The 24,313-nt window shown below is 26.6% G+C and carries 24 protein-coding genes; 13 read left to right on the top strand and 11 right to left on the bottom strand.

The genetic code is table 11. The features are described from left to right. Nucleotides 1-3: 3 nt before the first annotated feature. Nucleotides 4-1,230, top strand: coding sequence for a M20 metallopeptidase family protein (locus BHYOB78_RS03125; RefSeq protein WP_020064224.1), 1,227 nt, complete (start codon nucleotides 4-6; stop codon nucleotides 1,228-1,230). 112 nt (nucleotides 1,231-1,342) lie between these two features. Beyond that, nucleotides 1,343-3,097 carry an LTA synthase family protein gene (locus BHYOB78_RS03130; protein ID WP_020064223.1) on the top strand — a complete coding sequence of 585 codons (1,755 nt, stop codon included), beginning with the start codon at nucleotides 1,343-1,345 and terminating at the stop codon, nucleotides 3,095-3,097. 63 nt (nucleotides 3,098-3,160) lie between these two features. On the opposite strand, the gene BHYOB78_RS03135 is transcribed toward BHYOB78_RS03130, so the two are convergent. Next, complete coding sequence (locus BHYOB78_RS03135) at nucleotides 3,161-3,598, bottom strand: PepSY-like domain-containing protein (protein WP_020064222.1); 438 nt, start codon at nucleotides 3,596-3,598, stop codon at nucleotides 3,161-3,163. 212 nt (nucleotides 3,599-3,810) lie between these two features. Then, complete coding sequence (locus BHYOB78_RS03140; protein WP_020064221.1) at nucleotides 3,811-4,248, bottom strand: PepSY-like domain-containing protein; 438 nt, start codon at nucleotides 4,246-4,248, stop codon at nucleotides 3,811-3,813. Nucleotides 4,249-4,504: 256 nt separating this feature from the next. On the opposite strand from BHYOB78_RS03140, the gene BHYOB78_RS03145 reads away from it, so the two are divergent. After that, a complete protein-coding gene (locus BHYOB78_RS03145) occupies nucleotides 4,505-4,744 on the top strand; it encodes a hypothetical protein (RefSeq protein ID WP_012671924.1) in 240 nt (79 codons plus the stop codon). Nucleotides 4,745-4,777: 33 nt separating this feature from the next. On the opposite strand, the gene BHYOB78_RS03150 is transcribed toward BHYOB78_RS03145, so the two are convergent. The 4 genes from BHYOB78_RS03150 to dhaK form a co-directional block, all read right to left on the bottom strand. Then, the gene (locus BHYOB78_RS03150; protein WP_020064220.1) at nucleotides 4,778-5,251 is read right to left on the bottom strand and encodes an ankyrin repeat domain-containing protein; all 474 of its coding nucleotides are present in this window, start codon (nucleotides 5,249-5,251) and stop codon (nucleotides 4,778-4,780) included. Between the two features lie 80 nt (nucleotides 5,252-5,331). Further along, nucleotides 5,332-6,774 carry a dihydroxyacetone kinase phosphoryl donor subunit DhaM gene (gene dhaM / locus BHYOB78_RS03155; RefSeq protein ID WP_020064219.1) on the bottom strand — a complete coding sequence of 481 codons (1,443 nt, stop codon included), beginning with the start codon at nucleotides 6,772-6,774 and terminating at the stop codon, nucleotides 5,332-5,334. 24 nt (nucleotides 6,775-6,798) lie between these two features. After that, on the bottom strand, nucleotides 6,799-7,410 hold the full coding sequence (gene dhaL, locus BHYOB78_RS03160) for a dihydroxyacetone kinase subunit DhaL (RefSeq protein WP_020064218.1): 612 nt from the start codon (nucleotides 7,408-7,410) through the stop codon (nucleotides 6,799-6,801). Nucleotides 7,411-7,433: 23 nt separating this feature from the next. Next, nucleotides 7,434-8,429 (bottom strand): dihydroxyacetone kinase subunit DhaK, encoded by a 996-nt coding sequence (gene dhaK, locus BHYOB78_RS03165; protein WP_020064217.1) that lies wholly within the window; start codon nucleotides 8,427-8,429, stop codon nucleotides 7,434-7,436. A gap of 257 nt (nucleotides 8,430-8,686) precedes the next feature. Here dhaK and BHYOB78_RS03170 point away from each other — a divergent pair, with 257 nt between their 5' ends. From BHYOB78_RS03170 to BHYOB78_RS03200, 6 genes are all read left to right on the top strand, one after another. Next, nucleotides 8,687-9,409: a HEAT repeat domain-containing protein gene (locus tag BHYOB78_RS03170; protein WP_020064216.1), complete on the top strand. Its 723-nt coding sequence runs from the start codon at nucleotides 8,687-8,689 to the stop codon at nucleotides 9,407-9,409. A 252-nt stretch (nucleotides 9,410-9,661) separates the two neighbouring features. Continuing rightward, on the top strand, nucleotides 9,662-10,660 hold the full coding sequence (locus BHYOB78_RS03175; protein ID WP_020064215.1) for an ABC transporter ATP-binding protein: 999 nt from the start codon (nucleotides 9,662-9,664) through the stop codon (nucleotides 10,658-10,660). A gap of 43 nt (nucleotides 10,661-10,703) precedes the next feature. Then, nucleotides 10,704-11,411: an ABC transporter permease gene (locus tag BHYOB78_RS03180; RefSeq protein ID WP_008732202.1), complete on the top strand. Its 708-nt coding sequence runs from the start codon at nucleotides 10,704-10,706 to the stop codon at nucleotides 11,409-11,411. Nucleotides 11,412-11,435: 24 nt separating this feature from the next. Then, entirely contained in the window at nucleotides 11,436-12,011 is a 576-nt protein-coding gene (locus BHYOB78_RS03185) for an ankyrin repeat domain-containing protein (protein ID WP_012671931.1), read from the top strand. A 487-nt stretch (nucleotides 12,012-12,498) separates the two neighbouring features. Then, nucleotides 12,499-13,272 (top strand): ankyrin repeat domain-containing protein, encoded by a 774-nt coding sequence (locus tag BHYOB78_RS03195; RefSeq protein ID WP_020064213.1) that lies wholly within the window; start codon nucleotides 12,499-12,501, stop codon nucleotides 13,270-13,272. An 83-nt stretch (nucleotides 13,273-13,355) separates the two neighbouring features. Next, a complete protein-coding gene (locus BHYOB78_RS03200) occupies nucleotides 13,356-14,936 on the top strand; it encodes a tetratricopeptide repeat protein (protein ID WP_020064212.1) in 1,581 nt (526 codons plus the stop codon). A 32-nt stretch (nucleotides 14,937-14,968) separates the two neighbouring features. Here the strand turns inward: BHYOB78_RS03200 and BHYOB78_RS03205 are convergent, their stop codons facing one another. Beyond that, nucleotides 14,969-15,913, bottom strand: a complete 945-nt coding sequence (locus BHYOB78_RS03205) for an alpha/beta fold hydrolase (protein ID WP_012671935.1) — start codon at nucleotides 15,911-15,913, stop codon at nucleotides 14,969-14,971. Between the two features lie 165 nt (nucleotides 15,914-16,078). On the opposite strand from BHYOB78_RS03205, the gene BHYOB78_RS03210 reads away from it, so the two are divergent. Genes BHYOB78_RS03210 through BHYOB78_RS03220 form a run of 3 tightly spaced genes read left to right on the top strand, consistent with a single transcriptional unit; the run spans nucleotide 16,079 to nucleotide 18,508 of the window. Further along, nucleotides 16,079-16,858, top strand: a complete 780-nt coding sequence (locus tag BHYOB78_RS03210; protein WP_012671936.1) for a hypothetical protein — start codon at nucleotides 16,079-16,081, stop codon at nucleotides 16,856-16,858. Between the two features lie 49 nt (nucleotides 16,859-16,907). After that, nucleotides 16,908-17,678, top strand: a complete 771-nt coding sequence (locus BHYOB78_RS03215) for a hypothetical protein (protein WP_028331304.1) — start codon at nucleotides 16,908-16,910, stop codon at nucleotides 17,676-17,678. 20 nt (nucleotides 17,679-17,698) lie between these two features. Next, nucleotides 17,699-18,508, top strand: a complete 810-nt coding sequence (locus BHYOB78_RS03220; RefSeq protein WP_020064210.1) for a hypothetical protein — start codon at nucleotides 17,699-17,701, stop codon at nucleotides 18,506-18,508. Between the two features lie 83 nt (nucleotides 18,509-18,591). Here BHYOB78_RS03220 and BHYOB78_RS03225 read toward each other — a convergent pair whose 3' ends face one another. From BHYOB78_RS03225 to pfkA, 3 genes are read right to left on the bottom strand one after another with little or no spacing between them, the layout of a single operon-like run. Continuing rightward, nucleotides 18,592-19,347: a class I SAM-dependent methyltransferase gene (locus tag BHYOB78_RS03225; RefSeq protein WP_020064209.1), complete on the bottom strand. Its 756-nt coding sequence runs from the start codon at nucleotides 19,345-19,347 to the stop codon at nucleotides 18,592-18,594. An 18-nt stretch (nucleotides 19,348-19,365) separates the two neighbouring features. Next, entirely contained in the window at nucleotides 19,366-20,124 is a 759-nt protein-coding gene (locus BHYOB78_RS03230) for a WecB/TagA/CpsF family glycosyltransferase (RefSeq protein ID WP_012671941.1), read from the bottom strand. 28 nt (nucleotides 20,125-20,152) lie between these two features. Further along, nucleotides 20,153-21,133, bottom strand: a complete 981-nt coding sequence (gene pfkA / locus BHYOB78_RS03235) for a 6-phosphofructokinase (RefSeq protein WP_012671942.1) — start codon at nucleotides 21,131-21,133, stop codon at nucleotides 20,153-20,155. A gap of 142 nt (nucleotides 21,134-21,275) precedes the next feature. On the opposite strand from pfkA, the gene mgtE reads away from it, so the two are divergent. Continuing rightward, nucleotides 21,276-22,640, top strand: coding sequence for a magnesium transporter (gene mgtE, locus BHYOB78_RS03240; protein WP_020064208.1), 1,365 nt, complete (start codon nucleotides 21,276-21,278; stop codon nucleotides 22,638-22,640). 109 nt (nucleotides 22,641-22,749) lie between these two features. On the opposite strand, the gene BHYOB78_RS03245 is transcribed toward mgtE, so the two are convergent. Next, a complete protein-coding gene (locus tag BHYOB78_RS03245) occupies nucleotides 22,750-24,135 on the bottom strand; it encodes a sodium-dependent transporter (protein WP_012671944.1) in 1,386 nt (461 codons plus the stop codon). Between the last annotated feature and the right edge of the window lie 178 nt (nucleotides 24,136-24,313).

Genomic DNA, 24,313 nt, shown 5'->3' on the forward strand with positions numbered 1-24,313 from the left:
ATTATGGAAGAATTAGATTTTATAAAAAAGAAAATAAAAAGTATAAAAGAAGAATTAATAAATATAAGGAGAGATATACATTCTCATCCTGAATTATCAAATGAAGAGTTTAGAACTATGGATATAGTATCTAAATATTTAACATTTCATAATATAAAGCATAGAACAAAAGTTGCAGGTACAGGTATTATAGCAGATATTGAAGGCATTGATAAAAGTTTTACAGTTGCTTTTAGGGCAGATATTGATGCACTTCCTATAGAGGATTTAAAATATTGTGACTATGCTTCTAAAAATAAAGGCATTTGTCATGCATGCGGACATGATGTGCATACTGCTGTTAATATGGGGATAGCAAATATATTTTCAAATAATAATGACAATAAAGAAAAAATTATTCCTCCATGCAATGTACGATTGATATTTCAGCCTGCAGAAGAAACTACAGGCGGTGCTTTGCGTATGATAAAAGATAATGCCTTGGAAAATGTTAATGTTATATACGGTCTTCATGTTGCATCTAATGCTGATATCGGATATATACAGATAAATGATAATATAGTTAATGCAAGCTGCTTAGATTTTATAATAAAAGTTTATGGAAAAAGCAGTCATGGAGCTAATCCTTCAGGCGGAGTGGACGCTATAGTTATTGCTTCAAAAATAATAAATGATTTACAAACTGTAATAAGCAGAAATATAGCTGCAGAGGATAGTGCGGTTATTACTATAGGTACTATTAACGGAGGAACTGCTACAAATATAATATGTGATTATGTTGAAATTACAGGAACCATAAGGGCTTTAAAAGAAAGTATTATGGAGAAAGTAAAATCAAGAATAAAAAAGATTATAAAGTTTGTATCTAATTCTTTTGACGGAGATGCTGAGTTTATAGAAACTGTTTATTTTGCATCTCTTGTAAATTGGAAAGATGCATCAAATATTGTAAGAGAGAATGCTTTAGATTTATTGGGAGAAAATAAAGTATTAGAATTAAATCCTTCTTTGGGTGCTGAAGATTTTTCTTTTTTTATTCAGAATAAACCAGGAGCATTTTTTTATATAGGTGCCAAAAATGAAAAGAAAGGAATAACACATAAAGCACATAATGGATTATTTGATGTAGATGAAAACTGTATAGAAATAGCATTGACTCTTCAGATAATGAATCTATATAAAAGTTATTCAAAAAAAGATTCATTCTATATTGGAAAAGAAAGAAATTAATTAGTATACGTTTTTATAACTGATAGTATTCATATTATATCTTTTATTAAATAAAAAATAATTGTATAAAAAAATATATATTATATAATAATTAGTTAATATTTTAGTTTTTATGGAATTATATATGAAAAATATAAAATTAAAAAATAATAGTTTTTATTTGATTTCTTTATTATTAATAACTTTATTGTATTGTATTATAACTCAATTTTTATTTCCGATGTTTTCAGTAATGAAAATGAATTTCAGCATTATTGATATATTGTATATTTATTTATTTTCAATAATATCGTATATACTATCTGACAAAAATAAATATATTTCTTACTTTTTTATAATAGTTGCTGTATTCTCTTTTTTTGCTATAGAGCCGTTGGGAATTACTATAGAAGCCAAGCCATTATTTTTTACTGATATGCCGGATTTATATCCTTCTCTTATAGAAGTACTTCCGCTATATATGAAAATCATAACAATATCTGCTACGACTTTGTATTTTGGGCTTTTATTTGCTTATGCTTTGTACTTTATATATAGATTGATAAAAATGTATAAAATAAATATTAAAAAAGCTGTTATAATGACTTTGATAGTAGCTGCAGTAACTTATATATCTTTTTTTAGAAATATAAAAATGGATTCTATATATGTTGATTATATTAGTATAGCTAATAAATATGGTATTATTAATACTATAAGCTACAGAATATCTTATGATAAGTTTATGAAGGTAAATGCTGATATAGAAAGTGTTAAAGAGGCTATTAATATACTAAAAGAGGCAGAAAGTAAAAGAGATATATCACATTTAATACTTTCTTATGATACTGATAAAAAAAGAGATGTGTTTTTAATATTTTTAGAATCTTTTTATGATTATGAACATTTTCTGCCTTTATTGGATAAAGATCCTTTTCCTAAAGAATATAGAGAATGGGCAAGTAATTCTTCTAAAGTAGGTCCTAATGACGGATATGGAAGTTTATTTGCTAGAACTTCAGGACTTACAGGAACTTCGCCTATATTTCCTAAAAAGCAAAAAACACCTATATATACAACTTTACCTTATTTGATGAAAGAAAATGGTTATCATACTATAGCTTTAGAGGAATCAGATGTAACATATTACCTTGATGCTTTATTTCCTAATATAGGTATAGATGAAGTTATATTTAATTTGGGACTTACAAATATAAAGAATTATATAAAGACTAATGATTTTGATGAGCCTGTATTTGTAACGGGATTTACATTTATGGGACATGCTGGAAGTCATGTGGAAAATGATTTGGAGGTTTATGAAAATAATAAAAGGTTTATGGAAAAAATAGATAAAAGAGATATACCTGTATTAGTTGAAACTATGGAAAATTCAGCATTATCTGCAAAAGATATAATAGATACAAAAAATGTTATTTTGGAAAAATATCCTGATGCACTTATAATATTTAAACATGATCACTTGTATCCTTATTTAAAAACAATAATACATAATTCAAATATAGATGATTCAATAAAAGAAGATTTCTTTTATTCTTATGATATTTCACCTATATTGATATGGAATGGCACTAATGGATATTATAAATTTGAAGAGAATGGATTTCCTCCTGAAAATATACCTATGTTTATTGCTGCAAATACAAAAGCTAATTATACAAATTCTGTAATATCTTTAATGTATAAGGATAATACAGATGGCATTATAAGATTTTATAATTCTTTTTATACAAATGATAATGGTAAAATAGTTAGAGTAGAAATAGATAGAAATAGTTTATCATATAAGCTTAATAATGCTCAAAGAATATTATCTGAAGATTTATTCAGAGGAAAGAAATATTTTTATAAATGTATAGATAATTAAATTTATTATAAAATAAGGGCTGACAAATAATTGCCATCCCTTATTTTTTATTTTACTTTGTTATTAGTCTAATTTATCTCCTACGATTTTACCATTGTTATCAACATAAACTTCTCTATTATTTCCTAATTTTAATTTATAGCTTAAATACTCTTTACTTATTTCTAGTACAGGAACTTGAGGATATTTACCTTCTACAGTTTTCATTATTGCAGCAGGAATAAAATTTGTAGGTAATGGTTTGTTGTTTCCAGATACATCAGTCCAATCTCCTGCTTTATCAAAATCAATTTCTACACCGCTTGCTAATTCCACTTTGTATGATTGTCTGTCTTGTTCAGCATATACTATTTGATCATTTGCAAAATTAGCTTTTACAAAATCCTGTGCTTTTTTTGGAAGCTGATTAGCCTGTATTGCCATGTCAGCAGCAAAAATACTAGCCGCAGATAACATCATTATAGATGCGATTAAAATAACTTGTTTTAAATGTTTTCTCATAAGATAACTCCTTTTTGTTTTTTGTTATACTTATATGATAATAAATAAAATAGTAATTGTCAAGTTATTTTACAATATTTTTCAAAAAAATTTACTTAAATAGTAAAAAAGTAAATAAAAAGTAAATAATTTTTGCATTTTTTTAGAATTTTTTACAAATAAAAAAGCCGGCATATGAAAATATACCGGCTTTTTAATATATTTTATTATTATCAGTCTAATTTATCACCTGTTATTTGTCCGTTATTAGATACATAAACTTCTCTATTATTTGCTAATTTTAATTTATAGCTATTATATTCTTTGCTTATATCTAGAACTTCAATCTGAGGATATTTAGCTTTTACAGCATTTAATATATTACTAGGTATAAATTGAGTAGGTATAGGTCTGTCATTTCCGGATACATCAGTCCAATTTCCTGTTCTGTCAAAATCAATTTCTATACCGCTTGCTAATTCTACTTTGTATGATTGTCTGTCCTGTTCAGCATAAACTATTTGATCGTTTGGAAAGTTAGTTTTAACAAAATTTTGTGCATTTTGAGGTAATTGATTAGCTTGTATAGGCATATCCTCTGCTGTTAAAATTAAGTTTGAAAGCATCACCAAAGATACTATAGAGATAAATAGTTTTAAATTTTTTTTCATACGTTTCTCCTTTTTATTGGAATACTTTAGTATTAATTAAAACTTATATATTTTTTTTATGTAAAATATTATTATATAAACTATGTTGTTTTTTTTACAATTTTGTTATTAATATTATATTTTAGTAATTTTATATTACTTTTAATTATAAATTTTTATATAAAAAACTATTTATTAAAAATAATTTACAAAAAAAATATTGACTTTTTGTAAAAAAATATTAAATTTTTTTCAGATACAGTAAATAGGAGGAAATATGGCTCATAACATTATAGATGGATATAGAAAAATAGAAGGTAATTATCCAACCTATAGAGAATATTTAATACATTTCTACTGCAAAGATTGTTCTAATTTTTGGGCAGTAGACGATAAAGAAATTAATATATCAGAAGATGATGATATTTCTCAAATCGATGATATAATTGAAGATTCAGTATCACATTGCCCAATATGCGGATCTACAAACATAACAAGGAGCAATAATAATAATTAATAAATAAAAAATTAATATTAGAGAAGATATTTATTATATATCTTCTCTTTTATTTTCTATAAATTCAGCAATTTCTTTACATCCAAGATCTTTGGCTATATTGAGTGCATCTTTATAATCTTCGTTTTTTATTCTTAAATCGGCACCATTTTCTATAAGCATTTGAGTAGCTTTTATATTATTGTTTTTTACAGCTATTATTAAAGCAGTATCTCCTCTCACGTCGATATCATTTATATTGGCGCCATTTTTTATTAGATAATCAATAGTTTCTATAGCTCCGTCTTCAGCTGCATACATTAAAGGAGTCTTATTACTAAAATCTTTCGAATTAATATTGACTCCGGAAGCTATTAATCTCTTAATTTTTGAAAGATCCCCATATAAGCAAGCTATATGTATATTTTCTGAGCTTTCTATTTTGATATTTTTAGTTATTTTTTTCATAATAGGCCATAATATTACTACGGCTACTATTACAACTATGATGATGGTGTTGAAATTCATTTTCTTTTCCAAATTTTATATAAATTTATATACCCATGATATGTTTATAAAACAATATAAAATTATTATAGTAAAAGCTATCATTTTTTTAAATGAATAATTTTTCCTTCTTTATTTTTTGTATCTATAACTATATCCTTTCCTTTTAGCTGCATAGCAGAATCAAATATCACATAAGGTATATTTAATGATTTCAAAAGTATAGCAGCATGGGATACGGCACTTCCATTAATAGAAATTACACCTTTTATGTTCTGGCCTATTTCTGTTACAATAGAAGCATATATATTATCTACCATTAATATTATATTATCTTCATCAGGCATATTTATTTTTATATCTAATAAATATTTTAATACTTGATGTAATATATCTTCTATATCATATTTTCTTTCTTTTATATATCCGTCATCTAAAGAATCAAAGCTTTTAAATATATTTCTCATTACTTTATTGTATGAATAAGCAGCAGAATATTTTTTATTATCTATCAAATCATATACTTCTTTTAAAACATAATCATCAAATAACATTGATATATAAGTTTCAAATATTAGATATTCATTATTCTGGAGATTTTTTTCCTCTATGATACTTTTTTGTTCTAAAAGATCTTTTTTTACATTTTCAATTGCTTCATTAAATTTATCTTTTTCAGCTTTAGTATCTTTTATATATTCTTTTTTTACATTGATACCAAAATACATATAAGTTGCTCTTCCGCTTACACATCCGTCAGAAACTACAACAACATTATCATCTATATTTTTTTGCTGAAGAATTTTCTTTTTAGTTTCAAATTTTCCATTTACTAAATATTCAAATCTTTCCAATACTTGATCAGCATCAGGTCCTTTAGCGTATATTTCCATTACATCTCCATATTCTATATTCAATAATGTTACTTTAGTGATACTATCAGCAGATACAGGAGGCTTATGTTTAGTTTTATTAGAAATATATACTTCACTTTTAGAATTAGCTATTAAATTGATGAACATAAAAACAGGTCTTGCATGAAAACCATTTTCTAATAATATCTTATATTCCCCTTTTACATAATCTTTAAACTCTATATCATCTAATGCTTCATTAGTTATAGTATAATCAACTTTATCCTTAACATAAGATATTTTAGGTGTAAGACTTTCAAGAGATTCATTAATAACTTCATCTATATTTTTACCTAATGAAGATTGTATAGCGGCATTTATACCTCCTTCTATAAAAGGTGCTGAAGTAATTCTAACATTTAAAGCCTTATCTTCATCAAGCATAGATATTGCAAGTTCAGAACTTATTAAAGCACTTCCTAAATCACAAAATATTATAACTCCATCATCTGAATATACTCTTTCTATTGCATTAAAAACATCAACTGCATCTGTACCGATTTCTTTATGATCATCTCCAGATCCTCCGGAGAATGATATTTCTACATTAGTATTAGTTACTTCTTTTATATATTCTGCTGTAATTTTAGCAAGTTTATAACTATGAGAAACAAATATTAAACTAACCACATTAATTCCTTTTAATCTAATTTTTTATAAAATATTTATTAATTCTTTTATCATCATAAATGAAGAAGTAGCCCCAGGATCCTGATGTCCTACACTTCTTTCTCCCAAATAACTAGCTCTTCCTTTCTTAGCAATCATATCTATAGTAGATTTCATTCCATTTTCTGCTGATATTAATACTTTACTTTTAAAATCTTCTATGCTTTCATTATTTTCTTTCATAGCATTTAAAGCTGGAAAGAGAGTATCAAGCATAGTTTTTTCGCCTTCTTTAGATTTTCCTAATGCAGATATAGCATTTATTCCTTTATTAAATATTTCTGTTATATCTTTTAATGTTAATTCTTCTTTATTTGCAGAAACTATACTTGCATTTAGAAAGAAAGTACCATATAAAGGTCCTGAAGCCCCGCCTACATTCTTTATGAGAAGTGTTGCTGTTTGTTTAAATATGGCTGATATTTGAGAATCATTATTTTTTAAATCATCTCTAACAAAACCAAAACCTCTGCTTATATTTATTCCATGATCAGCATCTCCTATATCTGCATCCAATTTAGTAAGATAATCTTTATTTTCATCGTACACGAGAGATAGATTAATAAGCCATTCTTTTATTTTTGCATTATTATACATAAATATCTCCTTTATAAATGATATTATATGCCCCACCTTAGAGCTGCAGTGTATACAGGATAATCCCAAAGTTTTAATATATCATCATTAACTTTCATTAAACTAATAGAAGCACCTGACATATCTATAGAAGTAACATAATTACCTATTAAGTTTCTTACTATTTTTATTCCTTTTTTTTCTGTTATTTTAACAACATCATTATATAATATGTAAAGTTCCATCAAAGGAGTAGCACCCATACCATTAACCATACAAATAAGCTCATCTCCGTTTTTATAAGGTATATCTGAACATATAGCTTCCATCATCATTTCAGCTATTTCAGAAGATGTTTTTATATTTATTCTTTCTCTTCCAGGTTCTCCATGTATTCCTATGCCCATTTCTATTTCATTATCAGATATATCAAATGTAGGTTTTCCAACTGCAGGTACTGTGCATGAAGTTAGAGCCATACCCATAGAGCGTGCATTTTCCTTACAATAGTTAGCATACTCTAAAACTTTATTTATATCATCGCCTCTTTCAGCAGAAGCACCGCATATCTTTTCAAAAAATACAGTTGCTCCTACACCTCTTCTTCCTGTAGTATATAAACTGTCTTTTACAGATACATCATCATCTATTATAATACTTCTTACGTCTATACCTTCAGCTTTACATAAATCTTCTGCCATTTGAAAATTCATAACATCGCCAGTATAGTTTTTTACTAGAAATATAATACCTTTGTCATTATTTATTGATTTTGCTGCTTCTTCCATTTGATCAGGAGTAGGCGAAGTAAATATCTCACCAGGACAAGCAGCATCAAGCATTCCATATCCTACGAATCCAGCATGTAAAGGTTCATGTCCTGAACCTCCTCCAGATATTAATGATACTTTACTATTTTTATTAACTCTTGTTACATATATGGGATCATAATTTATTTTTAAAATATTAGAATATGCTTTTTGCATACCTTGTAATTCTTCTAATATTATGTTATTTACATCATTAATTATTTTTTTCATAGGAATATCCATATTTTTATTTTTTTATATATTATGTTACTTATATATTATAAAACACATACATCTTTTTGCAATAGATAAAATAATTTATTTATAATTAATTTAAAAATTAATGCTTGGCTATTATTTTTTGTATTATATGAAAAATACAGTATTTTTATATATGATTATTTTTTTATAAATTTCTTAAATTTGCTTGCAATTATTGAATAATAATAGTATTATTAGTGGAAGTTAATATATTAAGGGGTTGTATAATGCTCAAGAAAATATTTATCGTAACATTAATGTTTGCATTTTCTTTATCATCTGTTTTTGCTCAAGATACTACTACCACAACTACTACTGATACAGGAACTACAGGCAATAAGCCAAGAGAACAATTAGCTCAAAATTTTGTGGATGCATTGGCTGCTCAAGATGAAAAACTTTTAATATCTGCTATAGAAAGCGGCAGTCCTCAAGTTAAAGCTATGTGTTTCAAAGCTTTAAGTGAAAAAGGTGCTAGTTCTGAAAATTTGTTAGCAGCAATTAACAGATATGTAAGCTATGGTTTGAATGCACCTTCTAGTCAGAATTCTGATTCTATGGTTCGTTATCAGGCTTTACAGGCTGCTAAAGCTGCTAAATCTGAGACTTCTGTAGAATATATATCTCAAATGTTATATTCTGAACAGGAAACTTCTAATATTATAGCTGCTGCTCAGGCATTAGGTGAAATAGGAAGCGTTAAAGGCGTAGCTGCTTTACTTTTCCAATTAAGATTAGCTAAAACTCAAGCTATAGTTTATGAAGTTGCTGTTGCTTTAGGTAAAATAGGCGATCAGGCTGCTTTAAGCGATTTAATAGATTTAGCTCAAAATGATCAGTATTTTATCGTTGTTAGACAAGCTGCTGTTGATGCTATCAAAAACATCAAACCTTCAACAGGCGGTGGAAATAATACTACTACAACTACTACTGACACTGCAGCTCAGTAATATTAGTAAATAAAAACATTAATTTAATTTTGAATAAAAAAAGTCTGTCTAATTTAGGCAGGCTTTTTTATTTATTTAAAATAAATTAAAAAATAATTTATTCCTAGAAATAGTATCTATATTGTTATTTTTTTTATTACTGAAAAAATATTATTTTGCGATAATATAATAATTAACAAATATATTGATAAATTAGAGTTTTGCTGTATAATACAGCATTCTTTTATTGTAATAAATATTAAAGGATTTTTAATGATAAAAGTTGATAATATAGTTAAGTATTATGGAGAACATATAGCATTAAAAGGCGTATCCTACACTATAAATAAAGGTGAAATAGTGGGATTTTTAGGACCGAATGGAGCAGGTAAAAGCACTATGATGCGTATAATTACAGGTTATTTGCCAGCTACAAGCGGATATGTTTATTTAGATGATTATGAGGTTTATGATAATCCTATAGAGATTAAAAAAAGAATAGGATATATGCCTGAAAATGTTTCATTATATACTGAGATGACAGTTATAGATTATCTTAGATTCTGTGCAAAACTTAAAGGCATACCAAGAAAACATATAAAAACTGCATTAGAAAATACTATAGAAATAACAGGACTTACAAAATATAGAAATAGAATAATAGGACATTTATCAAAAGGTTATAAACAGCGTACAGGAATAGCTCAGGCAATAATACATGATCCTGAAGTTTTAATATTAGATGAACCTACAAGCGGTTTGGACCCTAATCAATTAATAGAAGTAAGATCATTGATAAAAAGTTTAGGCGGAACTAGAACTGTTATACTTTCTACGCATATATTAAGCGAGGTTGAAGATACTTGTGAAAGGGCTTTGATTATAGACAGCGGAGAATTAATTGCTGAAGATACTATTGAAGGCTTAAAAATGGCTATGGATAGAGAAATATTAGGCGGTAATATAGAACTTAAAGTGGCTGGAAGATATAATGATGCTCTTTTATGCGTTAGGGAAGTTAATGGTGTTATACAGGCAGAAGCTAATTCTTATGGTGATATTCTTATAGAGTGTGAAAGAGGAAATGATTCAAGGGCGGCAATAGTTAAGCATTTAGTTAATAATAATTTTGATGTTTTAGAGATAAGAGCTAAAGAAAGATCATTGGAAGAAGTATTCATTTACTTTACTGATAAAAAGAAAAATGAAGATTTTGATAAATCTAAATATATCAGAGATGCTGGTGTTTTGAATACTGAAGAAAATAAATAAGAATAACAAAAATAAATAAACAATTAATAAGAGGTTAATATAAATGAGAAATATATATGTTGTATTTTCAAGAGAAATTCAATCTTTTTATGTATCGCCATTATATTATATATTGGGATTTATATATCTGGCTTTGACAGGATACTTTTTTACTATAGAAATTTATTATAGCAGATTGGCTGTTATGGAAAACACTATGTATAATATTGGATTTTTTACAATATTATTCCTTTCTATTCTTTGTATGAAGCTCATAGCAGAGGAAAGAGCTTCAGGAACTTTTGAACTTATAATGACAGCACCAATCACTTCATTACAGTATGTTTTAGGTAAATATTTATCTGTATTGGTTGTATATGCTTCACTTCTAGTTATGACTTTTGTTTATCCTATACTTCTTATGGTATTTGGTAAGCCTGATATAGGAGTAATATTTAGCGGATATTTAGGATTATTCCTTTTAGGTACAGCAATACTTGGATTAGGACTCATTGCAACAAGCATATCTAAGAGTCAGTTAGTAGCTGCTATTTTGGGTGTATCTATGGGAATATTCGCTTATATAATAAATTGGCTTAGTGAAATGTTTACAGGGGCAAGCAAGATATTGAATGCTATTTCTATAACTACATACTTTTCTGATTTTACTAAAGGTATGATAGATATACAGAATGTTATATTCTTTTTAATTTGGGCTGTTGCATGCATATCAATATCTACTATGTTTGTAGAATCTTATAAATGGCAATAATTTTATTAAAAGGGCTTTATCAAAATGTCTGATATAGTTGAGTATGTAAAAAATAACGATTTAGATAATGTGAAAAAATGTTTGGAGTCTGATAACACTTTAGCAGATGCCAGAGACGAAGAGTCTAAATTCACATTGCTTATGATTTGTGCTAAAAAAGGGTATTTTGATATAGCCAAACTTTTAGTAGAGGAAGGGGCAAATTTAAATGCAAGGAGCAGAACAGGAATAACTGCTTTAATGTTTGCCTGTGCTGAAAAGCAAGTAAAAATAGCTGAGTATTTAATAGACAGCGGTGCTGATGTTAATCTGAGGGATAGACCATTATTTTCTGCATTGCTTTATGCAGTACTTACGAAAGAGCATAATATAATAAAAGCATTAGTTGAAGCTGGTGCCGATGTTAATGTTAAAAATTTTAAACTAGTAACTCCTTTAATGTTTGCTGCTGGAATAAACGATATAGAAACAGTGAAATTATTAATAGAGAATGGGGCAGATATAGAGCATAAAAATAAAGATGGAGAGAGAGCCTTAGAATTTGCTATTCGTAAAGAGCAGAAAGAAGCAGCAGATTATTTAAAAACCGTTTCTAAATAATTTAAAAGATATATTTATATTTTTATAAAAAATACAAATAATAGAAATAATTATATTTTCTAATACTAAAGAAAAAGTAAATATTATATTTCCGAGATATACTTGATTATCTTTATCTATAAATGTATTCAAATCTGTTCCATAAGTATTTATATTATATAAAAGAGTAATGAGAAAATAAGTACTAATTAATGTATTAATAGATACAAATGAAATTATATGAATTTTATCCATTAGTTTTTTGTCTATATGAAATAATTTAATCAAAAAAACATTTATTATTTTTATAAAATAATATAAAAGAATAAAGAATAATAAAATTATTAAACTTATGGCGATTAGTATTGGGCTAAACATTATTATTTCAAATATAGCTGTATTCATATTTTTATTATACCATGTATGTGTATTTTGTCAATTATAAAACATTTAACATAATTCTATATAATCCGTTATATATATTTGTAAATTTGTGATGGATTTTATTATGCAAAAGTATTTAATTTTAATATTTATTATATTGAATAGTATTTTATATTCACAATATATAACAGCTAATAAATATGATATTAATAAAGACGAAGATAAAATTTTAATATATTCAGAGAATGGAAATTATGAAGGTGTAAAAAAACTATTAGATAATGGTATTGATGCTAATATATTAGACAGCAATAAAATATCTCCTTTAATGCTTGCTTCATTTAATGGACATTATGATATAGTTTATTTGCTTATAGAAAATAATGCTGATGTAAATATAGTGAATAATTTTGGATATAGTGCTCTAATGGCTGCTGCTGCTGCTGGACATTATGATATTTTTAATATTTTATTAGAAAATGGAGCTAATATAAATCAAGTAAATAATGACGGTAATAATGTATTGATAGAAGCCTGTTTTTCCAAAAGTACAGATATAGTGAAAAAAATATTAAATCTTAATATTAATGTTAATCATAAAAATAATATGGGTTATACAGCATTGATACAGGCTGTTATAAATGGTTATGAAGATGTAGTTAGTATTTTATTAGATAATGATGCTGACATAAATATCATAAGTAATGATGGTAAAAATGCTTTGATGTTTGCGATTATCAGAGAAAATATTGATATGATTGACATTCTGCTTAAATATAATCCTAATATTGATAATGAAGATAGTAATTCAAATACTGCTTTAGATTATGCTTATGATACTGGTAATGAAAAAATTATTAATATGATTAAGGAATATTACGAGAATAATAAGATTTAAAAAAATACGATTAAGTTATCATATTTATTTTTTTTTATGAAATGCAATCCGATAAATAAGCTACTTAATATCGGGATTTTTGCATGGAAGAAGAGCATAATTTTATAAAAAATGAAGTAAATTATGAACCTGAAATAGAAAAATCCTCTTCAAATGGTGTTATGTTAACAATTATATTCCTAATTTTACTTATTGCCGGAATATGTTATTGGATATATAACTCTAATACATATACAAAAAATTATTCATACAAAAATAATATACAGACTAATACACAATTAAGCAATAAAAACGATATTTTAAATAGAAATAATATAAAGAAGAATTTGGATTATCTATTAGAAATAAAATATAAAGAATATATTGCCCCTCATGTTAATAGTTTTAATTCAATTATAGATAGCAGCGGATTATTAAATATAGATACTAGAACTATATCTATTATATTTGCAGGAACTATACTTACTATTATTGCTTCTATGTTTTTATTTAGGGGAAATAATTCTGATGCATTAGAAAGTACAGATTCAGGAATTAATTTTTCCGAAGACAGTAAAAATGATAATGAAGATAAAAAAGAAGAAAATATTAATAAATTAGATACTTCAGGAATTATTAATTCTTTAGATGATGATAAAAAAATTATTGATACTAATAATGACGGAGATAGGCTTGTTTTAAAAAATAACTATTATAAATATAATAAGAATGGGGATAATGTATATTGGAATGTTATAAAGAAAAATAAGAATGATGAAAATTTAAATATAAATGAATTATCTCTTATGGCTTTAAGAGAGGTTGAAAATGGAAATGATGATAATGCCATCAATATATATACAAAAATATTGAGTTTTGATGATGATAATATAGCAGTATTAAAAAGCAGGGCATTACTGTTCAATAAAAAATATGAAGAAACTTCAGAAGATAAATACTTTGATGCTGCTTTAAAAGACTATAATAAAATTATAGATATTAATAGCTTTAATGAATATAGTAATACAGATACTTTTAAAGACAGGGCTGTTCTATATACCAAAAAATATCATTACACTTCCAATGAAAATTATTTTAATTTGGCTTTAAATGATTATAATAGAGTTGTTGATGATAATAATAAAGAAGATTTAAGTACATTGCTTATATATTCAGACCTTTATAATGAAAAATATAAAAATACTAGAGATAAAAAATATTTTAATATGTCTTTAGATAATTATAATAAGGCTCTTAATATAGATGAAAATAATACTTCTATATATATAAACAGAGGATGGCTGTATTTAACAGACTATAAAATTTGTAATGATATAGAAAGTTTAGATAATGCTGAAAAAGATATAAAGCATGGACTTAATTTAGAAAAGGATAATTTTTATCTTTTAAATAACAGCGGTATAACATCTCTTTATAAATATAAATTAGAAAAACAAGTAAAAGATTTGAAAGAATCTGAATATAGTTTTTTGAAGTCTATTAAGAATAATAAATCCAATTCTGTTTTGGCTGAAAGTTATTATTATTTGTCATTGGTTTATGATGAATATTCTAAACTTACAACTATTACGGCAGAAAAGATGAAAGAATATACAGATAAAAGCAAGCATTATTTTGAAGAATCAAGAAAATTAGGATATTCTCCTGAAGTAGTATCTAAATAAAATTTTATTATATTAATTTTTTAATTATAAAATTACAATCCGCTGACTCGGCTGCATATACCTTCCACTATAAGATTATAATCTTTTGTATTTTCTATATTAAGAAGATGTCCGGCATTTTCTGCTATAAATATATCTTTATCAGGTGCATTTATAGTTTTATAGTATTCTTTTACAATTACAGTAGGTACCTGCCAATCATTAGCACCGCATATAAAAAATATAGGTATGCTGAAATTTGTGAATTTACTTGTATCATAGTTTATTAGATAATATATAATATTTTTATTCAGCATTAATGGATTGGAATTAAACATATCTTTAAATGAATATATAGGACTTTGTTTTATTATCTTATTTAATTTATCATTTCCTTCATAATATCCTGCTAATTTATATTTTACTTGTATTTCTCTGAAATTTTTGAATATTTCAAATACATTATTTTTATTTATAATAAAAGGATAATTTTTTAATTTTTCTATCTTTTTTATATATTTTTGATTATTACTTTTTTGCACAATATCATAGCAATAATCGAATCCTGTTTTTTCTCCAATTTTAAAATTTACAACCTGTCCCATACCAATATATGCAGAAACTAAATTAGGAAATTTTTTTATGAATTCAATACCTAAAACACTTCCCCAAGAATGCCCAAGTAAAATAATATATTTTGAATTGTATCTTAATTTAACATAATTAATTGTTTCTTTTAAATCTATAAGCAATTTTTCTATAGTTATATCTATATCTTTGGATTTATTTTTTAACTGAGTTTTTCCTGTTCCTCTCTGATCATAGTATACTAAATTGTAATTTTGAGTTTTTGAATGCATTTTATATAAAAAATACGCTTCGCTTTCTCCAGGACCTCCATGCAGAAATAATAAAGTTGTATTTGATTTTTTAGGATAATGTACAAAATATTGTTCTATACCATTTATATTTATGTATTCTTCAAAAAATATATCCATATTTATTATCTTTATTATACTAAATGTTAATTGATTTTATTATATAAAATAATGGTTATTATTACAATGATAAAAATTACTAATTAATTTACTAATAATACCGTTTGATTAATATTATAATATGTGTTATTATGAAAAATACAATTTAAAAAATTAAGGGTTACAATGAAATTATGTAAAATATTGGCAGTATTGTTTATTTTTTCTTGTGCTGCATTTGGGAAGAGCGGATTAGAGTTGGGTATTTTTGTTCCTTTAGGTTTCAATATAGGAATTCACTATTATGACAAAAAACCTTCAAATTTAAATAATAATCAATCAGCTCAATACAATGAATATGTTACAAATAATACAAGAACTTCACATATAGGGTTTGAAGCAGGTGCTTTATTTCAGGCAGGCTATAGATTAGAATTAAATAAAGAAATTAGTTTTAGTTTTATGGGGGAGCTTGGATACAGCAGAGATACTTTTAATTACAGATTAAAAGATAGTAATATAGATTCTCAGGCACTTAAATTGCAGAATTATCGTTATTACAGTTTTGACAGTATTGTTATTGGTGTTCTGCCTAAAATTAATTATAAAAGATTTTCCTTCGGCATTGGGGCAGGAATGAAAATATTTTTATCTGGTACTATTAATGATTCACATTATAATCAGACATTAGGCTATACAACCGAATCTATAAAAATGATTGATACTAAGAATTATAAAGATTATTTTTCTTCAAATATAATACCATATTTAAAATTAACTCTGGATTATTCAATATATACATCTAATAAATTTGATATAGTTTTGAGTGCATATTTTGATTATGATTTTGCTTTAAAATATAAAGTAAAAGGAGAAAAATATAAAAACATTGATACTCCTATAGAAAATATATCAAGTGTAGATTTAGGTATACAGATAGGTGCTAAGATAAGACCTATGAATTAAATTAAGAATGTTGAAAATTAATAAGTTGAAAATTGATAAAGAGAAAATTATGAAAAAATTATTGAATATATTTATAATAATGTTTTTAAGCTGTGTTACTGTTTTTGCAAAAAGCGGTATTGAGATAGGTATATTTGTTCCATTAGGATTAAGTATTGGAATAAATCAATATAGTTTAACTAATAAAAATCCTACACCTCAGCAAGAAAAAGATTTTGAATCGGCTGTAAAGCAGGCAGATAGAAGATCAGGTGCTGGATTTGATGCGGGTGTTTTGTTTCATATAGGATACAGATTCGATATAAATAGAGATTTTAGCTTCAGTCTTCTTGGAGAATTAGGATATAATCATGATGAATTTTCATTCTATAGAGTGAGCGGAGATAAAAACTATAAAAATAGTTATGTTTACATGTTTGAAAGTATGTCATTTGGAATATATCCCAAACTTAATTGGAAGAAATTTTCATTCGGATTGAATTTTGGAATTAAAGTGCCTTTATACGCCAGAGCTATGTCATCTTATATAAATTATGCTGCTAAGAATATAAGCAGGAATATAGAAAATTATAATGCATTTCAGATAAAAGATATATTTAATGTACCTATTATACCATATCTTAGATTTTCTGTAGATTATGAAGTTTACAGTGATAAAAAATTCGGATTAGTATTGGGAGGTTATATAGGCGGAGATTTCGGTATGTCTTTTAAAAATACTATATTAAATAATCAAAGCATCGCTAAAATAACAAAACAGAGTATATCTAGTTTTGATATAGGTTTCCAAATAGGTGTTAGAATACTTCCTAATAATTAATTATTGATGAGGAGCAGAATATGAAAAAATTATTTTTATTTGGTTTGTTTTTATTGTCTTTATTTGCATTAAGCTGCAGCAATAATGTATTAAAGCCAAGTGACTATAGTAAAGAAGAAATAAATAAAAAATATCCATATTGGCAGGTAGGTGTTGCTAATTTTCAAATAGCTAATAATTTATCATCTTATGCTACAATAACAGTAGAAGAAAAACGTTTTATATTAAGATGTATGGCACTTATTAGAACAGCTTTAAATTCTGATGAATTTCTTCAAGCAGTAAGAGATAAAGGAGCTTTAACAGCGGCTTCAGACTACTCTTATGGAAATTTTAGTATCAAAGCTGGTGCTGCTTATGATCCAGATAAATTAACAGAAGTAGTTCGTACAGTAAAACATAATTTTACTTATGAAAAACTTTCAACAGGCGGAGCAGGTTTGGGTACTGTAGGTGTTTCAAGATATGTAAGATATTGCGGAGGTCAGCCTGCAGATCAAATACCAACAGCAGATTGGGTAGGATTTGAAAATGATAATTGGATAAAATGGTCTGGGTCTGGTAATAGTTTATATGGATATTCAAGTTTTGCAAGCTTAATGTTCCATGAACATATGCATAATATTGGATTTACTCATAACGATGTTAATAAAGATAGTAATGTACCTTACGGACTTCAAGATGTTGTACAAAAATTAATTTATAGAATATTAAATGAAGATTTGAAAGATAAATATGCTAAACAGTTAGATGAGCTTACCGCTTATTATTTTACTGAGTATAAAGATTTATTATTAGAAGATAGCGTTTTTGATCCTAGTAAACAATAATAAAGTTAATAAATTATAATAAAAAAATAAAAGGCTTTGATGATAATATTAATCATTAAAGCCTTTTTTATGTATTATATAAATTATTTCATTGATAGAGTAGCCCAAAAAGTAGGTATATTATATTCATGAAGTATACCGTATCCGTTTGTATCTTCATATATGTCAATTAGTTTGAATCCGGCTTTTAATTGTCCTCTTATCTGTTCTTCTATTGTATGTGAAAATTGAATGCCGTCATTGTTTTTTATAGCATTCTCTAATAGTTTATTATCTTTCAAAGGATTAAAAGGAAGTTTGTATTTTATTTCTTTTTCATTTTCTGAATTTTCATCAAATATAAAATTTATTCCATTATCCAATCCGGACATAAGTATTCCGCCTTTTTTTAAAACTCTAAAGCATTCTTTCCATACATGCATAACATCTTCTATATAGCAATTAGATACAGGATGAAAAATTATATCGAAACTTTCATCGTCAAATGGAAATGTTTTAGACATATCAGATTTTACCAAATTTATATTATAATTTTCTCTTTTAGATACTAATAAATCGCTGTCTATTTGTTTTTGAGAATAATCCATTAAAGTGCATATTGATCCATTAGCAGCAAAAATAGGCATCTGCTGTCCTCCTCCTGAAGCAAGTCCTAAAACTTTTTTATCTTTCAAATCAGGATACCATTCTTTAGGAACAGGTTTTGTTGGGGTGAGTAGCATATTCCATTTACCATTCTTAGCTTCTAAAAAAGTTTCATGCTTTATAGGTTTTCCCCATTCCCAACCTTCATCTATCCATTTATCTATGGTTTTGGAATTGATATCAGTATATTCCATTTATTATCCGTATTTTTATTAACTATTTGAAGGGATAGTTTGTTTATCTTTTTTAGTTGTAAGTTTTTCAAATAAAACTAATATCCAGAATCTTAGATAATCAATATATAAAAATATTCTAAATATATTCTTTTTAGTGTAGAATGATTCATATTTATTTTTATTTAATATTTCCATACTAGGAGCTTTTATTTTTCCGGCAAAACTATCTAATGGTCTTTTGAAAGGAATGAAAAATTTCATGTCTAAATTTTGTTTATTATTATTGAACCAATACAAAGATTTTTTGAATTCCATATACATTAAAAATACATCCGGTTCTATCTTTTTGAATCCTATAAATGCTTTATCTAATTCTTCTTTATCTTTGGTATTTTGATAATTACCAAGCATATAAATACCAGGATATATCTTTTTAATTTTTTCAGATATTGTAAAGAAATACTTTTCTTCATCTCCAAATAAAAACATAGACATCTTTTTCTGCTCTATATAATCGAGTACTTTTGAAAATAAAATAAATTCATTAATATAATTTATTTCTTCTTTATGAATAAATTTATAAGCTTTGGCTATAGATGGATGTGCTGCAATTACTAAAGATGCATTTTTTATTATTTCTTTTAATTTTTTATTGTATCTTATTTTCAGTAATTGATGCACATCCAAAGATATTATGAGTATGTTTTTTCCATATTTGAGGTAGTCAAGTATTTCTTCAAGACTAACTTGGAAACTATCTATTCTTATTCCTAAAATGGATTTATTTTGTATCATAATAAATTATAGCCTTTATTTTTTATTATTATATAGCAAGTGTTCTGCATAATGCCAAGTCTATAGGATCTACTTTAGGCACTTTTTTTACAGCATCAGTTAAAGGAGTATAAGTATATTCGCCTTTCCATATTCCTACAGCAACATTTTTCTTTCCTTCCAATAAAGCTTTAACAGCGATATAACCAAATCTTGCAGCCATCAAACGTTCTCTTGAAGTAGGAGAACCTCCTCTTTGCATGTGTCCTAATATAGTAACACGAGTATCAAAACCTGTTTTACCTTCTATTTGTTTAGCAACTTCCATAGCTCCACCGGATTCATCTCCTTCGGCTACTACTATTATAGAAGATTTTTTACCTCTTTTTTTAGCAATTTGTAATTCTTCTACTATTTTATCCATATCAGTAGTAGTTTCAGGTATTAATATATCCTCAGCACCTGAAGCTATACCTACTTCTAAAGCAATATAACCAGCATGTCTTCCCATAACTTCTACAACAAAACATCTTCCATGGCTTGTAGCTGTATCTCTTAATTTATCTATAGCATCCATTGCCACATTAACAGCAGTATCATAACCTATAGTATAATCTGTACCAAATATATCATTATCTATTGTTCCTGGTATTGCTACTATAGGATATTCAGGGTGATGATTATAGAAATCTAATGCTCCTTTATAAGTTCCGTCTCCGCCTATAACAATTAAAGCATCAATACCATGATATTTCATATTGTCTGCAGCTTTTTTCATACCTTCTTCTGTTTGGAATTCAGGAGATCTTGCTGAGAATAGTATAGTACCGCCATGATTAATGATGCCTCCTACGCTTCCTGCATTCATCTGATATACATCATTATACATAAGACCTTGGTATCCTTCTTTTATGCCCATTACTTCTAAACCATTGGCTATTGCAGTTCTAACAACGCTTCTTATAGCAGGGTTCATTCCAGAAGCATCTCCTCCGCTTGTTAATACCCCAATTCTTTTTATATCAGCCATATTAAAATAACTCCTTTATATTTTGATAATATTATAAAATTATATTATTGGTTTTTTTTTATTATTAATATATAATGTCTATATTATATAATAATAATAAAAGAATTGATATACATAAATATAAAAAAAATATAGCAGAAGTATGGTAGAAAATAAAGAATATACTGAAATTATTAATATAATAGAGAATCAAAGATGGGATAAACTCAAATATTTACTTGCTAGTATGCATGCTGCTGAAATAGTAGATATTATAAGAATATTAGATAGTGATAAAAATAGAAGTATAGTATTCAGGCTTTTATCAAGAGAAATGTCAGCTTATGTGTTCTCTGAATTAGAGCCGGAAGAACAGGAAAAAATTATAATCTCTATAAATGAGAATGAATTAAAAGAGCTTATTCATGAGATGAGCCCTGACGACAGAACATCGCTTTTTGAAGAACTTCCCTCTGACATTACAAAAAAGATTTTTTCTTTGATGGGAGAAAAAGATCTAAATATTACAAGGCAGTTATTAGGATATCCTGAAGATAGTATAGGTCGTATAATGACTCCTGAATATATAGATGTTCTTCCTGATTATACTGTTAAGCAAACTTTAGAATATATTAGAAAATATGGTAAAGATTCTGAAACTTTTGAAGTTATATATGTAGTTCAAAAAGATGATACTTTAATTGGTTATATTTTGTTAAAAGATTTATTATTTGCAAGTCAAGATGATAAAATAGAAGATCTTATGCATACAGATATTATATATTTGTCAGTATATTCAGATCAGGAAGAAGCGGTTAGGGTAGGAAGGAAATACGATTTACTATATATACCTGTAGTTGATTCTAAAAATGCACTTATAGGTATTGTTACAATAGACGATATATTCGATATAGCTGAAGAAGAGGATACAGAGGATTTCCATAAATTGGGTGCTATTAGTATTGATGATGATTTCGACAGCAATATAAAACAGGCTAATCCTATAGTACTTTATAAGAGAAGGATATTTTGGCTTTTTGTTTTGGTATTTGTTAATATTGTATCAGGATATGTTATAGGAATGTTTGAAGAGACTATAAGTAAATATGTTTCTTTGATATTTTTCTTACCATTGCTTATAGACAGTGCAGGAAATGCAGGGGCTCAGTCATCTACTCTCATAATAAGAAGTTTATCTGTGGGCGATGTTAAAAAAAGCGATTGGCTTTTTATGCTTGGGAAAGAAATACTTGTTTCTACCACGCTTGGACTTACTATGAGCCTTGCTGTATCTTTGATTGCTGTTTTTAGGGGAGGATTAATTATAGCATTAGTTGTATCTCTTTCTATGATATTGGTTGTTGTTATAGGTAGTTTGATAGGTTTATGTCTGCCGTTTTTATTTGTTAAGTTTAAAAAAGACCCTACAACAAGCAGTGTGCCTCTTGTTACTTCTATATGTGATATCAGCGGTACTGCTATATATTTACTGCTTGCAACTACAATACTTTCTAACTTTTCTAAATAGTTTTTATAATTAAAATAGTACAATGTTTTAATAATTAATAAAAAAGCATATAGTTATTAATATTTTTTCATTATCAATTAATAAACTATATGCATATTAATCTAAAAAATCATTTCAAGAAAAATCTGTTAATATATTCATATAAAAATATTGCTAATACTATAAAAGGAAGTATATAACTAATATAGAATCTTAATTGACGAGGGAATTTGATGCCTTCTCCTGTATTAGCTTCTTTTAAAAAGTTATCGAATCCCCATCCAAAATCTCTTGTGCAGAAGAATAGAGTTACCAAAGCACCTAAAGGAAGTATATTATTTGATACTATAAAATCTAGTAAATCCATTATAACAGTACCTTCCCCGAGAGGATTTATATTAGATAGTATATTAAATCCTAAAGTTGTTGGCAGACTAAGTATGAATAACATTACAAATAATATAATAGAAGTTTTTTGTCTTGTAATTTTGAATTTATCCATAATAAATGAATATATATTTTCTAATACACCTATTATAGTAGTAAGGGCTGCCATTGCTAGGAATAGGAAGAATAATGCTCCCCATAATCTTCCAAGAGGCATAGAATTAAATATATTAGGTAAAGTAACAAAAGCAAGTCCAGCACCTTCACCAGGATTTACACCAAAAGCAAAACATGCTGGGAAAACTACTAGTCCTGCAAATAAAGCCACCATAGTATCCAATGCTATAATTATTAATGCTTCTCCTGTAAGAGATTGTTTTTTATCTATATAGCTTCCGAATATAGCCATTCCGCCCTGACCTACACTTAAAGAGAAAAATGCCTGTCCAATAGCAGCATAAAATATTCCTATGAATCCTGTAAGTCCGTTTCCAAATAATTTATTTAAATCTGGCACCAAATAGAATTTTAATCCTTCTATAGCTCCTTTTAAAGTTAATGCTCTGATTATAAGAAGCATTAAAAGTGCAAACAATGATATCATCATAAATTTACTTGCTCTTTCTACGCCTTTCTCAAGTCCGAAAGAACATATTATTATACCTATCAATAAACTTATTCCCATCCATAATGTTAATGTAGAAGCACTTCCCAAAACTCCGTTAAAGAAATTACCAACTTCATTTGCATTAAGTCCTTCAAATCTTCCTGAAAGCATAAAGTAAAAGTATGATAAACACCATCCGCATATAGTTGTATAAAACAGCATAAGAAGAACATTACCAAGTATTTGAACATATCCTATTTTATGCCAATTATGTCCTCTCTTTTCGAGTTTTTGAAAAGATGTTGCTATATCATGTCCGCCTGCTCTTCCAACAGCGAATTCCATTACCATAGGAGCTACACCTAATATGATTATTGATATGATATATAATATTACAAAAGCACCTCCGCCGTATTGTCCTGTTATATATGGAAATCTCCAAACATTACCCATACCGACCGCACAGCCGGCAGATACCAGTATAAATCCGAATCTGCTTCCTAGTTTTTCTCTTTTTTTCACGGTATACACTCCAAATGATTATGACAATTTTTATTTAGATTATACTATATATTATAAATTATTAAAACTTATAATCATAAAATTTTATTCACATACCCCGCCCTTTATTTTTTAAGTATAATTTACAATTTATAATTTAAATTATATTTGCTGCTATATTAGAAATTTCAGCGCCCGC

It is taken from the genome of Brachyspira hyodysenteriae ATCC 27164, from assembly GCF_001676785.2.
Lineage (GTDB): Bacteria > Spirochaetota > Brachyspiria > Brachyspirales > Brachyspiraceae > Brachyspira > Brachyspira hyodysenteriae.